Here is a 15014-nt window from a genome sequence, read left to right on the forward strand (position 1 = left end):
GAGGAAGATACGGATGTACCGAAAGGCCTTTTATGCCATGGACCGCGCCACGCCGGTTCCGGCCCTGATCCGCAATTACGGGGAGGCTGACTTTGCCGGGCTGATCGAGATCCAGTCCGAAGCGTTCCCTCCGCCTTATCCGAGCGATTTGTGGTGGAACGAGGAACAGCTTGCGAGCCATATCGCCCATTTTCCCGAGGGTGCGCTCTGTATCGAGGTGAACGGCGAGCTGGCTGGCTCCGTCACTTCTCTGCTGATGGATTACCAGCCCTTGGGCAAGGCCCACTCCTGGCCTGCGGTGACGGATGACGGCTATATCCGGAATCATAAGCAGGACGGGAACTCGCTGTATGTCGCCGACATCTGTGTCCGGCCGAAATACCGGAAGCTGGGGCTCGGACGGGAGCTGATCGCCTCCCTGTACCATGTCGTTGTGCAGCTGCAGCTTGACCGGCTGCTGGGAGCCGGCCGGATGCCGGGCTATCACCGGTACGCCGCCGAGATGTCGGCGGAGCGGTATTTGGAGGAGGTCGTCGCCGGCCGTCTGCAGGACCCGGTCATCACCTTTCTTCTCCGGTGCGGCCGAACGCCGCTCGGTGTGGCCGACAATTACATTGAGGATGAAGAGTCGCGGAATTACGCCGCACTGATGGAGTGGCGGAATCCCTTTAAGGCCTGAAGCGCAAGTTCCGAAGCGCAAGTTCTGAAGTCAGGTTGAAGGCCAAGGGTGGGGCCCGGGCGGCGTCTTATTTTCCGTGTTATATTAATGAGAGAATTTAAATGAAGAAACTGGAATAATCGGAGACCGGAACCATGCGGCTCCATCGGATAAATCCATCCATAATTAGTCTATCCTTAAAGGGAGAGGTGGCAGTGCTGATGAACTTTACAAGAGTCAACGCCATTTCGGACCCGCTGTTCGCGGGACTTCATAAGCTGATGTCGGAGATTTTTCCGCCCGAGGAGGTGCTGGCCTTCGATCTGTGGAAGGAGCCGCTCGAAGACCCGGGCATTCGGGTGTTCGTGGCGGTGCATGAAGGCGAGGTCGTAGGGGCGACCGAATACCGGTATTACCCCGATTGGAACGTGGCGATGACCGATTTCACGATCATCGGACGGGAAGGACTCGGAATCGGACGCTTTCTCGCGCAGAACCGGATGAAGGATCTGAATGTGCTGGCGGCGGAGAACGGCACACAGCTTCTCGGCATGTTCGCCGAGATTTACGACCCTTATCGCGCGGATTACAGCTTCGGCGGCATCAAGCCGATGGACCCTTTTGTCCGCCGTGAGGTGCTGTCGCATCTTGGCTACCAACGCATCGATTTCCCGTATGTTCATCCATCCTGGCAGGGAGACGGGGAAGCCGTGAGCGGTCTGGATCTTTGCTTCATGCCCGGCGATGATGAGATGAGCCATATCCCGGCGGCGCTCGTGGCCGATTTCCTGACCCGCTACTACTCGGTACTGCCGGACAAGCCGAAGGCATGGGAGGATATGGTGGCGGGCCTGCGGATGTGGGAATCGGTCGCCCTGCTGCCTCTGTAGCAAGAGCCGCCTGAAGCGGCAATATTGCAATGTTCATGGAATCTGGCGATTGAATTGCTCCGGCGAACTGGATATAGTAGTACAATGGAAGATGCCCGTGCTTGATCGTGAAGGCGAAGCAGGCCAATGAAGTGGAGGTGCCCGAAATGTCTGATCAACGTCCGGATAAATACGGCGTTTCCGTTACGCTTGCCAGTCGGCACGAGGGAGAGGCCAATGTGCTGAATGTCAGCGGCGAAGCCGTGATTAAGGGGCGGCAGCTGTTCATCCGTTTCGAAGAGCCCGGAGAGGGACCGGAAGGACAGGCAGAGGCGGTTCGGACAACGGTTAAAATCATGGAAGACGAAATCCGGATTATCCGCCATGGCGGCGTGCAGTCCGAGCAGTCCTTCCGGCATGGAAGCCGGCTTCCGGGATTTTACCGTTCTCCCTATATCCAGTTTAATCTCTCCACCGAGACGAGCGCACTTGGCATTGCGCGTGAAGGACGTTCGCTGACGGCTTCCTGGGAGTATGAGTTATTCGTCTACGACGAGCCGTCGGGACAGTTCGCCATTAGTTTGCATATACAGGAGGAACCTTTAGTATGACACAAAGTCAAAATCCGCTTGCCCTGATTCATGAAAAAGTGCAGGCGGCCATTGCCGACGCGGTGGTAGCCGCAGGTCTTGTCCAGCGGGAGGAGCTTCCGGCATTTGTGCTGGAAGTGCCGAAAGACAAGTCGCACGGCGATTTGGCGACTAATGCCGCCATGCAGCTTACGAAGATCGCGAAGCGGAATCCGCGGCAGATCGCCGAAGCCATTATCGAGCATCTGGATACGCAGAGCGCGTCGATCGAGAAGGCGGAAATCGCCGGACCGGGCTTCATCAACTTCACCTTGTCGAAATCGTACCTCTATCCGGTAATCGCGCTTGTCCATGAGCAGGGAGACAATTACGGCCGGATCGAGACGGGCAAGGGGCAGAAGGTCGAAGTCGAGTTCGTCAGCGCCAACCCGACGGGAAGCCTGCATTTGGGACATGCCCGCGGCGCTGCCGTAGGCGATGCGCTGTGCAACGTGCTGGATTTCGCGGGCTACGAGGTAACGCGCGAATACTATATTAATGATGCGGGCAATCAGGTCAACAACCTGAGCAAATCGATCGAGGCCCGTTATCTGCAAGAGCTCGGACAGGAAGCCGAGATGCCGGAGGACGGCTACCATGGCGAGGACATCAAAGGCTTCGCCAAAGAGCTTGTAGCCGAGAAAGGCGACTCGCTGCTTGCGATGGCGCCGGGCGACCGCGCCGCGCTCCTCCGCAACTATGGTCTTGAGAAGGAGCTCGACAAGATCAAGCGCGACCTGGGCCGGTTCCGCGTCTCCTTCGACATCTGGTACAGCGAGACATCGCTCTATGAGAACGGCCAGGTGCTGCGTGCGCTGGACCAGCTTCGCGACCGCGGAGAGGTGTACGAGCAGGACGGCGCGACCTGGCTGCAGACGACCAAGTACGGGGATGACAAAGACCGCGTGCTGATCAAGAACGACGGCACCTACACATACCTGACGCCGGACATCGCGTACCATAGTGATAAGTACGGACGGGGTTACAATAAAATGATCAACATCTGGGGCGCCGACCATCACGGCTACATCCCCCGGATGAAGGCCGCCATGGCCTCGCTCGGCAATGATCCGGACAAGCTGGTCGTGCTGATCGCCCAGATGGTCAGCCTGTTCCAGGACGGCGAGAAGGTGAAGATGTCCAAGCGGACCGGCAAGGCGGTCACGATGGAGGATCTCATGGACGAGGTCGGCATCGACGCGATTCGCTATTTCTTCACCATGCGCAGCATGGACTCGCATCTGGACTTCGACATGGATCTCGCGGTTTCGACCTCGAACGAGAACCCGGTGTTCTACGTGCAGTATGCCCATGCACGCGTCTGCAGCGTCTTCCGCCAGGCCGAAGAGCAAGGCGTTGCGCTGCCGGACCCGGCAGCCGTCGATTTCTCGAAGCTGTCGACGGAGCACGAGTACGCGCTGCTGCGCAAGATCGGCGAGCTGCCGTCCGAGATCGCCCTTGCCGCCGACGGCTACGCGCCGCATCGCCTGATCCGCTATGTGTACGAGCTGGCTTCGCTCTTCCACAGCTACTACAAGGCGGAGCGCGTCATCACCGATGACGCGGCCCAAACGCTCGCGCGCCTCGCACTGCTCGGCGCCGTGCGCCAGACCATCGCCAACGTGCTGCGCCTCGTTGGCGTGAGCGCGCCCGACCGCATGTAGGGCGCGAACGTCCCGCCGCCGGGCCGGCCTTCCTGTCCGGAAGGCGCCCGGCCCATGCAAGAAAGCCGCTCCCGCATCTGATCCTTCAGCGCGGGAGCGGCTTTCTTGCGTCAAGCGCCCGCCGAACATGCGCGGCGGGCTATTCCGGGGCGCCCGGCTCCGCACGGCGGGCGCCGGCTTTGGCGCGTGTGCCGATGCGGAGCAGGCGCACGGCGTCGAGCGCGCCCCCGCCGAGCCGGGCGCGCTTCTGGCCCCCCCGCAGCAGCAGCGGCACCGTGCTGCGGCGCAGGGCGAGCTTCAGCTCCCGGGGGGTAATCCCGGGACGCAGGGCGAGCAGCAGGGCGGCGGCTCCCGTTACATGGGAGGTCGCCATGGAGGTGCCGCTCATCTCCTTGTAGCTCTCCTTCAGCCAGCAGGAGCTCACTTTTTCGCCCGGGCCGTGAACATCAATATAGCCGCCCCGGTTGCTGAAAGACGCGACGCGCCGCTTGCGGTCGATCGCGCCTACGGCGATCGTCTCCGGATAACGGGCCGGATAGTCGCCGCCGCGCTTGCCGTCATTGCCCGAGGAGGCGATGATCGGGATGCCGGCCCGGTAGGCTTTGACGACCACCTCGTGCAGCGCCTTGCTCCGGGTCTTCATGCCGAAGCTCATATTGATGAGATCGATCCGGTTCTGCACGCACCAGTCGATGCCAAGCACGATGTCCGAGACATACGCGGCTCCGCTGTGATCGAAGGCTTTGACAGGTACGATGACGGCTCTTGGGGCGACACCCATCATGCCCTTCAGGCCGCCTGAGGCGGCGAGCGTTCCGGCGATATGGGTGCCATGGCCATTGTCGTCGATGGGCAGCATGCCGCGGTGCAGCAGATTGATGCCCGAGGCCAGAGAGGCCTTTAGGTCGGGATGGAGGAAATCGACGCCCGTGTCAATCAGACCGATTTTGACATGAACGCCGGTGGACCTGGACCAGGCCTCCGGGGCCCGAATGGCCCGGACGCCCCAGGGAATGGAGGAGGGGGGAGTCTGCGCGACGGAGGATGAGGAGTACGAGTGGATCTGAATTCGCGAATCTTCCTCAACGGCGATCAGGCTGGCGTATTTGCGCATCAGCTTGAAGGCTCCGGCAGCCGGAACGATGAAGGCCCGGATCAGCGGGGAGGCTTTAACTTTGCGAAGTCCTGTACGCCGCGCCTTCAGCTGCTTCAACTGTGCGAGTGCGCCGGCATACTGACGGGAGTTATGGAAGGTGAGGATGCGCCGTTCCCCGTAGGGGCCGGCCGCGATTTCTTCATGCACCGACTGCCAAAAAGCGTAATAGTCCATAGTCAGCCATCCCCTCTTGTTGCCTTGCTTCCATATGGTATGTGAACGGGGCGGGGGCCGCATGGGAACTTGCCCTTTTTTGGCGAAATGGGCCGCCTGTCGTGTCAAACGAATGCCGGGAACATACAATAACGTAAGGAGGCTACAGCCCTCCTGCGCAGCACAAGCCGCAAGGAGCTTATCCTTGGCGCGGATACAGTCAGGTGCGGAGGATTTCCTCCGCCTTTTCATGTGTGGAAAAAGACCGGGCCGGCGCTTGGACAAGCTGCCCGGATTGGACTTGCATTTTGTTCCCAAATAGGTTTTACTTAGGTTTGTTAATGGATATAAGCGTGAGAGGAAGTGTCCCATTAAATTGAGTACACCACTTAATTTGAAGCTCGATCCCGAGAAAATCAAAGAAATGCCGATGGTCGACCTGGCTTTTCTGATTTTGAAAGCGGCCAATACGCCGTTCTACTACCGCGATCTGATGGCTGAGGTAGCCAAGATGCGCGGCATGAGCGAAGAGGAAATCAACGATACGATTGCCCAGTTATATACCGAAATCAATATCGACGGCCGTTTTGCCTGCGTCGGAACGAATCTGTGGGGCTTGAAGCGCTGGTATCCGCTGGAACGCTCCGATGATCCGGTGGCCAATTCCAAGCGTCCGCGCATCATCAATGACGAGGATGACGATCTCGACGATGATGATTTTACCGAAGAAGAAGACTACTCCGGCGACGACGACGATTTCGATGCCATCGACGAGGATCGCGACGATCTGTACTCCGACGATGACAGCGAAGAGGAAGTTGACGACGACGTGGTGCTGGACGACGAGGAAATGGACAACGAAGAAATCGACGAGGACGACGAAGAATCCGAAGATGACCCGGAAGAAGAAGGGGATTCTGACGAGGACGACGAGGATAAGTATTAAGCCCGAAATGGGTGATAATTCTTCCTTGACATTGATAAAGCCGACAGGGTAAACTAATTGTTGGGCTTATGATGAAAGTCAATTCTATATTTTCAAAAATAAAAAGTGCCCCCGGTTCTGCGGGTGTCACTTTTTTGTTTTTTAAATAGCGCTTTGATACCGGAATATACGGTTTAAGGCTCCCCTGGGCGAAGGAAGGCGGCTTTTTATTTTTTCGTTTTGCCATAGCGCAAACGGGTTACGATAACATCAAACGTCGCCTGAATTTACGGATATTATTTAGGAGGGTTAATGCATTGACAAAGTACATTTTTGTAACGGGTGGCGTCGTGTCCTCCCTTGGCAAGGGAATCACCGCCGCTTCGCTGGGCAGGCTGCTCAAGAACAGAGGTCTTAAAGTGACCATCCAAAAATTCGATCCGTACATCAACGTGGACCCGGGAACCATGAGCCCTTATCAGCACGGCGAAGTGTTCGTAACGGACGATGGAGCGGAGACGGACCTTGACCTGGGCCACTATGAGCGGTTCATCGACATTAACCTGTCCAAGAACAGCAATGTCACGACCGGCAAGGTCTATTCCTCGGTCATCAGCAAGGAGAGACGCGGCGAATACCTGGGCGGTACGGTACAGGTTATTCCGCATATTACGAATGAAATCAAGGAGCGGGTATTCCGCGCCGGCCGCGAGACGGGTTCGGATGTTGTCATTACGGAAATCGGCGGCACCGTCGGCGATATTGAGAGCCTTCCGTTCCTGGAAGCCATCCGTCAGATCAAGAGCGATATCGGCCGGGAAAATGTGATGTACATTCACGTAACCCTCATTCCTTATATCAAGGCAGCGGGTGAAGTGAAGACGAAGCCGACCCAGCACAGTGTCAAAGAGCTGCGCAGCATCGGCATTCAGCCGAACGTGATCGTCTGCCGGACCGAGTACGAGCTGTCCGCAGACATGAAGGCCAAGATTGCGCTCTTCTGCGACATTGATGCGAACGCGGTTGTGGAATGCCGCGACGCTTCGACGCTCTACGAAGTTCCGCTGAATCTGCGGGATGAAGGACTTGACGAGATTGTCGTCAATCATCTGAAGCTGACGACGCCCAAGCCGGATATGCGGGAATGGGAAAGTCTGCTGGAGCGCATCAACAAGCTGGAACGGAACGTCGAAATCGCGATCGTCGGCAAGTATGTGGCGCTGCATGACGCTTACCTCAGCGTAGTGGAATCCCTCTCCCATGCCGGCTTTGACGCGAATTCCGAAGTGACGATCCGCTGGGTGAACGCCGAGGAGATTACCGACGAGAACGTAGCAGACAGGCTCCGCGGCGTCGGCGGCATTCTAGTGCCGGGCGGCTTCGGCGACCGGGGGATCGAGGGCAAAATTTCCGCGATCCGCTATGCCCGCGAGAAGGGCGTGCCGTTCTTCGGCATTTGCTTGGGAATGCAGGTATCGGTTATCGAGTATGGCCGTTCCGTTCTTGGACTGGACCGGGCCAACAGCTCCGAGATCGATCCGGGCACTCCGCATCCGGTTATCGACCTTCTGCCCGAGCAGAAGGATATCGAGGATCTCGGCGGAACGATGCGTCTGGGACTCTATCCCTGCAAGCTGCAGCCGAGCTCCCTGGCTATGTCCTGCTATGGAGAGGAGCTTGTCTATGAGCGCCACCGTCACCGCTATGAATTTAACAACTCCTACCGTGATCAGATCGAGAAAGCGGGCCTGCTGATTTCCGGAACGTCCCCGGACGGACGTCTCGTCGAAATCGTGGAGCTTCCGGGACATCCGTGGTTCCTGGCCGTACAGTTCCATCCGGAGTTCACATCCCGTCCGAACCGTCCGCAGCCGCTGTTCCGCGAGTTTGTCAAAGCTTCGCTGGTTCATGCGGAGCAGCTGTAAGGAACATTCCCGGATTGACCGCCGGATGAAGTCAGCATGAAGATGAAGAGAAGGGCCTCCTTAACTAACGGAGGCCACTGAAAAAGTCCATCTCATAGAAAAAGGTACAGTCTTTCAATTAAATTGAAGAGGCTGTACCTTTTTCTGTATAATGGAGTCATAACGAAAAGCGGGTGAGTGCGGATGATACGGCAACAACAAACTTTAATCCTGAGTCCTTACGCGGCATTGTATGACATCGTTGTACCAAAGGACAATATGCTTCGTCAAATTAACGATTTGGTGGACTTCACTTTCATATACGAGGAACTCGAAAAGAAATACTGCTTGGACAATGGACGCAACGCCATTGACCCTATTCGCATGTTTAAATACTTGCTTCTGAAGGCAATCTTTGAATTGTCTGACGTAGATATTGTTGAGCGTTCAAAGTACGACCTCTCGTTCAAATTTTTTCTTGGCATGGCACCAGAAGACTCGGTAATCGACCCCAGTTCTCTGACGAAATTCCGTAAACTGCGGTTGAAAGACATGAATCTCTTGGACATGCTCATTGGTAAGACCGTAGAACTTGCCATCGAGCAGAATATCCTGAAGAGCAACTCCATCATCGTCGACGCAACGCATACGAAAGCACGCTACAACCAAAAAACGCCCCAAGAAATTTTGCAAGACCGTGCACGTAAATTACGAAAAGCCGTGTATACCATGGATGAATCGGCCAAGGCCAAGATGCCGGCAAAGAATACGACGAGCGAACTCGAGGATGAACTTACATACTGCCAAAAACTCGTCCACTTCATCGAAAACGAGAGCGGCATTGCACAGGTGCCCAAAATTCTGGAGCCGCTCAACCTGCTAAAAGAAACGGTTGCGGATGATGTTGAGCAGCTTCGTTTGGCGGCAGATCCGGATGCGCGCGTGGGACATAAGAGTGCAGATTCCGCGTTTTTTGGATACAAAACTCATCTTGCGATGACCGAAGAACGGATCATTACAGCGGCTGTAATTACAACAGGCGAACAGAATGACGGCAAGCAATTGCAGACGCTCATCGAAAAGAGCGTAGCGGCTGGCATGCAGGTCAAAACGGTGATTGGGGATACAGCCTATTCAGAAAAAGGAAATATTGCTTACACGAAAACAAATGAAATTGAACTGGTTTCCAAACTAAATCCGCTCATTACGCAGGGCGCGCGAAAGAAAGAAGACGAATTTTTGTTCAACAAAGATGCAGGCATGTACGTATGTCCAGCTGGACACATGGCCATTCGGAAGGCTCGGCAAGGCAAGAAGGGCGAGGGCCAAAACCAGCAGACTACCTATTATTTTGATGTGGATCAATGCAAGCGTTGCCCGCTTAGGGAAGGCTGCTACAAAGAAGGAGCCAAGAGCAAGACCTACTCCGTAACGATTAAATCTGAAGAGCACACGGAGCAGATGGCGTTCCAGGAAACGGAGTATTTTAAGACAAAAGCGAAGGAACGTTACAAAATTGAAGCGAAGAACAGTGAGCTTAAACATGGACACGGGTATGATGTAGCGATATCCTCGGGTCTGCTTGGCATGCAGTTACAAGGTGCGATGGCCATATTTGCTGTAAACCTAAAACGAATATTAAAGATAGCAGAGTAAGGATAAGGAGCAATACGCCCCTAAAAAGAAGACACCCTCCCCCATATACTGGGAATGGATGTCTTTTTTACGTATTCACTTCTCACCAAGATTGAAAAACTGTAAGTTCTTCAGCGGCCTCTAACTAACGGGGGCCCTTTTTTTTCGCAAATCTGCCAATAGATAAAGACGAATATCAAATTTCTGCAATCTCCCTTTCGTGCTATTTTGCGGAATTAATAGACGCAATTTTACCATTTAGCAGGAATCTGACAGCAAAGCACGAATAATAGTTCAACGAATGGATTGGTGGAGAGGAAAGGCGGGCGCAACAGGCATAGAGGGCTCTATATTCGGGGGAGGTTTACAAATGGATAAGAAGAAAGTGTTAATCGTCGATGACCAGAACGGGATAAGAATCCTGCTCATGGAGGTGTTCAACAGCGAAGGTTATACAACCTTTCAGGCGGCTAACGGCAAAGCGGCATTGGATATCGTCAACAGCGACCGCCCCGACCTGGTTCTTCTCGACATGAAAATCCCGGGAATGGACGGATTGGAGATTCTGAAGCATATTAAGGAGATCGATCCGGCGATCAAGGTCATCATGATGACGGCATACGGCGAGCTGGATATGATCAAGGAGGCGACCAAGCTGGGAGCGCTCATGCATTTCACCAAGCCGTTCGATATCGATGAAATGCGGGTGGCCGTTAATCTCCATCTGCGGACCGGGTCTATCGATCAATGCAGCTAAGGTCTGGGATTCCGCTCCGAATGAGCCGGAGTCCTTTTTGTGCTACCCTCAGCAGGGGGATGTATATGTTCGGATGGCCTGAACAGGAGCTATGGACACGGCTTTTTCCGCGCAGGAGAAAGCTGACATGGAGTAGATAAACCCCGCCGCAATGGGTAATAAAGGAAGGAAGAGATGAGGACGGAAACAGGGGTGGATAAATTTCGTCCCGCCGGGACATTTTTTTGCATAACCTATTTAGGTTTTGAGACAGGTTGTGCTATAATATGCCTGTATGTGATGTCGGCTTACAAATAAGCGAGAAACCATCTTTAGGAGGATGAATTTATGCCATTGGTATCGATGACAGAAATGTTGAACAAAGCTCTGGAAGGCAAATATGCGGTAGGTCAGTTCAACATCAACAACCTGGAATGGACACAAGCGATTCTGAGCGCAGCAGAAGCAGAGAAATCTCCTGTAATTCTTGGCGTATCCGAAGGCGCAGCACGTCATATGAGCGGTTTCTACACGATTGTTAAAATGGTTGAAGGCCTGATCCACGATCTGAAAATTACCGTTCCGGTAGCTATCCACCTCGACCATGGTTCGAGCTTCGACAAATGTAAGGAAGCTATCGACGCAGGCTTCACTTCTGTTATGATCGACGGATCCCACCATCCGATCGAAGAGAACGTTGAAATGACCAAGAAGGTTGTTGAATACGCTCATTCCAAAGGCGTTTCCGTTGAAGCCGAAGTTGGTACTGTCGGCGGACAGGAAGATGACGTTGTCGGCGGCATCATGTATGCCAAACTGGAAGACTGCGTAGCGATCGCCAAGACTGGCATCGATACTCTGGCTCCTGCTCTTGGCTCCGTACACGGCCCTTACAAAGGCGAACCGAACCTCGGATTCAAGGAAATGGAAGAAATCCGCGACGCAGTTAAGCTTCCGCTCGTTCTGCATGGCGGTACAGGCATTCCTGAGCATGATATCAAGAAGTCCATCTCCCTGGGAACTTCCAAGATCAACGTGAACACCGAGAACCAGCTTGCTTTCGCGAAGGTTGTCCGTGAAGTGCTTGCGGCTAAACCGGACGCCTACGATCCTCGTACCTTCATCCAACCGGGCCGTGAAGCCATCAAGGAAACGGTTATCGGCAAGATCCGCGAATTCGGCTCCAGCAACAAAGCGTAAGAACAACAGACATTGGGCATTTCCGCCCGTTTCGGTTATAATGAACTGAATAGTTTCATAATGGAGAGCACACCGCATAGTCGGTGTCTTTCCATTTATAAATATAAGGATTTATAAGCGATGTGCTTACTATTGGCCTTATATTCCCTGTAAACGCCCGTCATCTACTAGTCGCCGCCAGGCGTTTATCCTCGAAAGATCGTTATTATATACAGCTTAATGGCGGAACACCGGATATTGTGCAGGTGTGTCGTTTCTTCCGTGCGATCTTTACTTTATTATTTGTTATTCGGCACGCTGTGGTGCATCGCAAGGTATTTCTGCGATGTGCGCGGACAGTCATGCAGCAAGCCGCGGTTCGTATTGCCGGGCAGCGGCAGTACATCTAGGGGGAACCAACTAATCGATGGAAAAGTTAATGATTGGCGGCGGACGACCGCTGAAGGGCATGGTTACAGTCAGCGGTGCGAAGAACAGTGCAATCGCGCTCATTCCGGCGGCGATTTTGGCCGAGTCTGAAGTTACTCTGGATAATTTGCCTTCCCTTAGCGATGTGGCTGTGTATTCCGAAATTCTGCAGGATCTTGGAGCAGAGGTGAGATGGTCAGGAAGCCAGATGGTGATCGACCCCTCCCGCATTGTCTCCATCCCTATGCCGAATGGACCCGTGAAGAAGCTGCGCGCCTCTTATTACATGATGGGAGCGCTCCTCGGCCGGTTCAAAGAGGCAACCATCGGACTGCCGGGCGGCTGCAATTTTGAGCCAAGACCGATCGATCAGCATATCAAGGGCTTTGAGGCGCTCGGGGCGACAGTGTCGAACGAGCATGGAGCCATTCATCTGCATGCCAAGGAACTGAAAGGCGCCAAAATCTATCTGGATGTGTCCAGTGTCGGCGCGACGATTAACATTATGCTGGCGGCTTCACGTGCCAAAGGCTCTACAATTATCGAAAATGCGGCTAAAGAGCCTGAGATTATAGATGTTGCCACACTGCTTAACTCCATGGGCGCCGTTATCAAGGGCGCCGGAACCGAAACCATCCGGATTGAAGGCGTATCGGAAATGCACGGCTGCCGTCATTCCATTATTCCGGACCGTATCCAGGCGGGGACGTACATGATCGCTGCCGCAGCTACCCGGGGAGATGTCGTTATCGACAACGTCATCCCGAAGCATCTGGAGGCGCTGACAGCCAAGTTGCTGGAAATGGGCGTGGAAGTGGAGGAACTGGATGAGAGCATCCGCGTCATTGGCAGGGCTGTCTATGAGCCAGCCGATGTCAAAGCGCTCGTCTATCCGGGATTTGCCACGGATCTGCAATCGCCGATGACAACGATGCTGACCCAGGCGCAGGGCGTGAGCGTGCTGAGCGATTTTGTCTACAGCAACCGGTTCAAGCATGTTCCGGAACTGCTTCGCATGGGCGCGAAGATCCGCGTTGAAGGAAGATCGGCCATTATCGAAGGCAGCAGATTGAATGCGGCCAAGGTTAAGGCGGCCGACCTCAGAGCCGGCGCGGCTCTCGTGATTGCCGGACTTACCGTGGAAGACGGAATTACGGAAGTCACCGGGGTCGAGTTCATCGATCGCGGGTATGATAATCTGGTACCCAACCTTCGCAGACTGGGTGCTGAGGTATGGCGGGAGGAAGAATAGCCTCTTCGGCCTCGTACATCATAATTGGAACGCATGCGGAGCGGATATGCCATACGGCAGCCTCCGCCCGTGTCATTCCTTTTCCCCGTTTCCCAAAAAAAAGATTTAACCTCTGCTGCATATCTTTCCCCATTTTGGGTAATGCTATCCTAATGAGGATTTTTTCCATACTTGAAACAGTTAAGCGAAATCACTTCTTGCACTATCATTACAGGTTTACCGATTATGCAACCGATTCCTCGCTTCTACATGCAGGCGTGCGCCTTCAGCACATGAGTCCTGACGGCCATCTTAGCCGCTTTTTGCGGATGCCGCACACCTACCCTCTGCAAATTGTCACCTATTTTCTGACATGCCAGATTTTTAAGCGATCTTTTATTTGAGTATCTCTTTTTGCGATTTTATTTAAATTGAATAGGTGGTTATTACATGGATCTTCAAATTTCCGATTTGGAAGAAATGAAGCTGACCGAGCTGTATAAGCTGGCCAAGAAGTACCAGATTCCTTATTATGGGCAAATGAAGAAGAGAGAGCTGATCTTTGCCATTCTGCGGGCGCAGGCCGAGCAAAGCGGTTTGATGTTTATGGAAGGCGTGCTCGAAATTTTGCCGGAAGGCTATGGATTCCTTAGACCGATCAATTATCTGCCAAGCGCGGAGGATATTTATATTTCAGCTTCACAGATCCGCAAATTCGATCTCCGGACAGGAGACCTGGTATCCGGCAAATGCCGGACGCCCAAAGAGAATGAGCGTTACTTCGGGCTGCTTCAGGTTAACGCCGTTAACGGAGAGAACCCCGCAAGCGCGGCCGAACGTCTGCATTTCCCGGCGCTGACACCGCTTTATCCGCAGGATAAGCTTTCGCTGGAGGCTTCACCTACCCACTTGTCCACCCGCATCATGGACCTGCTCGCGCCGGTCGGCCTGGGCCAGCGCGGATTGATCGTAGCTCCGCCCAAAGCGGGCAAAACGCTCCTGCTGAAGGAGATTGCCAACAGCATTTCCAACAACAACCCCGAGATTGAGCTGTTCGTTCTGCTGATTGATGAAAGACCAGAGGAAGTTACCGATATGCAGCGCTCCGTGAAGGGCGAAGTGGTGGCTTCCACATTCGACGAGCTTCCCGAGAACCACATCAAGGTGGCGGAGCTTGTGCTTCAGCGTGCGCTCCGTCTCGTTGAGCACAAGAAGGATGTGGTAATCCTGCTCGACAGCATCACCCGTTTGGCGCGGGCGTACAATTTGGTCGTTCCCCCGTCAGGCAGAACGCTTAGCGGCGGTATCGATCCGGCTGCGTTCCACCGTCCGAAGCGCTTCTTCGGTTCCGCCCGGAACGTCGAGGAAGGCGGCAGTCTGACCATTCTGGCAACAGCGCTTATTGATACAGGCTCGAGAATGGATGATATAATTTATGAGGAATTCAAAGGTACGGGGAATATGGAGCTGCATCTGGACCGCAAGCTGGCGGAACGCCGCATTTTCCCGGCTATCGATATTCGCCGCTCCGGTACACGGCGCGAGGAAGTGCTGCTAACCAAGGAAGAACTGGATACGATCTGGTCGATCCGCAAGAGCATGAACGATTCGTTCGATTTTGTGGAGAATTTTATCAAGAAGCTCAGAGACAGCAAGACCAATGCCGAATTCTTGGCTTCTTTCGATGTGGCGGGCAACAAGGAATCCGGCAGCGCGAGCGCCTCGGCCAGTGCAGGAGGAACCTCGAACAGCGGAGCTTCCGCGCGGCGTCCGGTTCGCCCGAAGACGGCTTCTGTTACAACGACGACCTGATGACAACCGAGAGTACTTATTCATCATATTAAGA

12 protein-coding genes are annotated in these 15014 nt (G+C 54.3%); 11 read left to right on the forward strand and 1 reads right to left on the reverse strand.

The genetic code is table 11. The annotated features are described in order from the left end of the window. Positions 1 to 13 precede the first annotated feature (13 nt). The 4 genes from PSTEL_RS00900 to argS all read left to right on the forward strand — a co-directional run bounded on the left by PSTEL_RS00900 (position 14) and on the right by argS (position 3820). The gene (locus tag PSTEL_RS00900; protein ID WP_038692953.1) at positions 14 to 679 is read left to right on the forward strand and encodes a GNAT family N-acetyltransferase; all 666 of its coding nucleotides are present in this window, start codon (positions 14 to 16) and stop codon (positions 677 to 679) included. Positions 680 to 879: 200 nt separating this feature from the next. Next, positions 880 to 1548: a hypothetical protein gene (locus PSTEL_RS00905; protein WP_038699894.1), complete on the forward strand. Its 669-nt coding sequence runs from the start codon at positions 880 to 882 to the stop codon at positions 1546 to 1548. Positions 1549 to 1694: 146 nt separating this feature from the next. Further along, entirely contained in the window at positions 1695 to 2138 is a 444-nt protein-coding gene (locus tag PSTEL_RS00910) for a YwiB family protein (protein ID WP_038699896.1), read from the forward strand. Beyond that, on the forward strand, positions 2135 to 3820 hold the full coding sequence (gene argS / locus PSTEL_RS00915) for an arginine--tRNA ligase (protein ID WP_038692954.1): 1686 nt from the start codon (positions 2135 to 2137) through the stop codon (positions 3818 to 3820). Before PSTEL_RS00910 ends, argS begins: the two co-directional genes overlap by 4 nt. A gap of 139 nt (positions 3821 to 3959) precedes the next feature. Here the strand turns inward: argS and PSTEL_RS00920 are convergent, their stop codons facing one another. Then, positions 3960 to 5150, reverse strand: a complete 1191-nt coding sequence (locus PSTEL_RS00920; protein WP_038692955.1) for a S8 family peptidase — start codon at positions 5148 to 5150, stop codon at positions 3960 to 3962. 355 nt (positions 5151 to 5505) lie between these two features. On the opposite strand from PSTEL_RS00920, the gene rpoE reads away from it, so the two are divergent. The 7 genes from rpoE to rho all read left to right on the forward strand — a co-directional run bounded on the left by rpoE (position 5506) and on the right by rho (position 14980). Beyond that, entirely contained in the window at positions 5506 to 6075 is a 570-nt protein-coding gene (gene rpoE, locus PSTEL_RS00925) for a DNA-directed RNA polymerase subunit delta (RefSeq protein WP_038692956.1), read from the forward strand. Between the two features lie 296 nt (positions 6076 to 6371). Further along, positions 6372 to 7979, forward strand: a complete 1608-nt coding sequence (locus PSTEL_RS00930; protein WP_038692957.1) for a CTP synthase — start codon at positions 6372 to 6374, stop codon at positions 7977 to 7979. 183 nt (positions 7980 to 8162) lie between these two features. Beyond that, positions 8163 to 9614, forward strand: a complete 1452-nt coding sequence (locus tag PSTEL_RS00935) for an IS1182 family transposase (protein WP_038692958.1) — start codon at positions 8163 to 8165, stop codon at positions 9612 to 9614. A gap of 349 nt (positions 9615 to 9963) precedes the next feature. Beyond that, on the forward strand, positions 9964 to 10350 hold the full coding sequence (locus PSTEL_RS00940) for a response regulator (protein ID WP_038692959.1): 387 nt from the start codon (positions 9964 to 9966) through the stop codon (positions 10348 to 10350). 327 nt (positions 10351 to 10677) lie between these two features. Continuing rightward, positions 10678 to 11529 (forward strand): class II fructose-1,6-bisphosphate aldolase, encoded by an 852-nt coding sequence (gene fba / locus PSTEL_RS00945; RefSeq protein ID WP_038692960.1) that lies wholly within the window; start codon positions 10678 to 10680, stop codon positions 11527 to 11529. A 406-nt stretch (positions 11530 to 11935) separates the two neighbouring features. After that, complete coding sequence (locus PSTEL_RS00950) at positions 11936 to 13189, forward strand: UDP-N-acetylglucosamine 1-carboxyvinyltransferase (protein WP_038692961.1); 1254 nt, start codon at positions 11936 to 11938, stop codon at positions 13187 to 13189. Between the two features lie 429 nt (positions 13190 to 13618). Next, positions 13619 to 14980 (forward strand): transcription termination factor Rho, encoded by a 1362-nt coding sequence (gene rho / locus PSTEL_RS00955; protein WP_038692962.1) that lies wholly within the window; start codon positions 13619 to 13621, stop codon positions 14978 to 14980. Positions 14981 to 15014 lie beyond the last annotated feature (34 nt).

It is taken from the genome of Paenibacillus stellifer, assembly GCF_000758685.1.
GTDB classification, from domain to species: Bacteria; Bacillota; Bacilli; order Paenibacillales; family Paenibacillaceae; genus Paenibacillus_AQ; species Paenibacillus_AQ stellifer.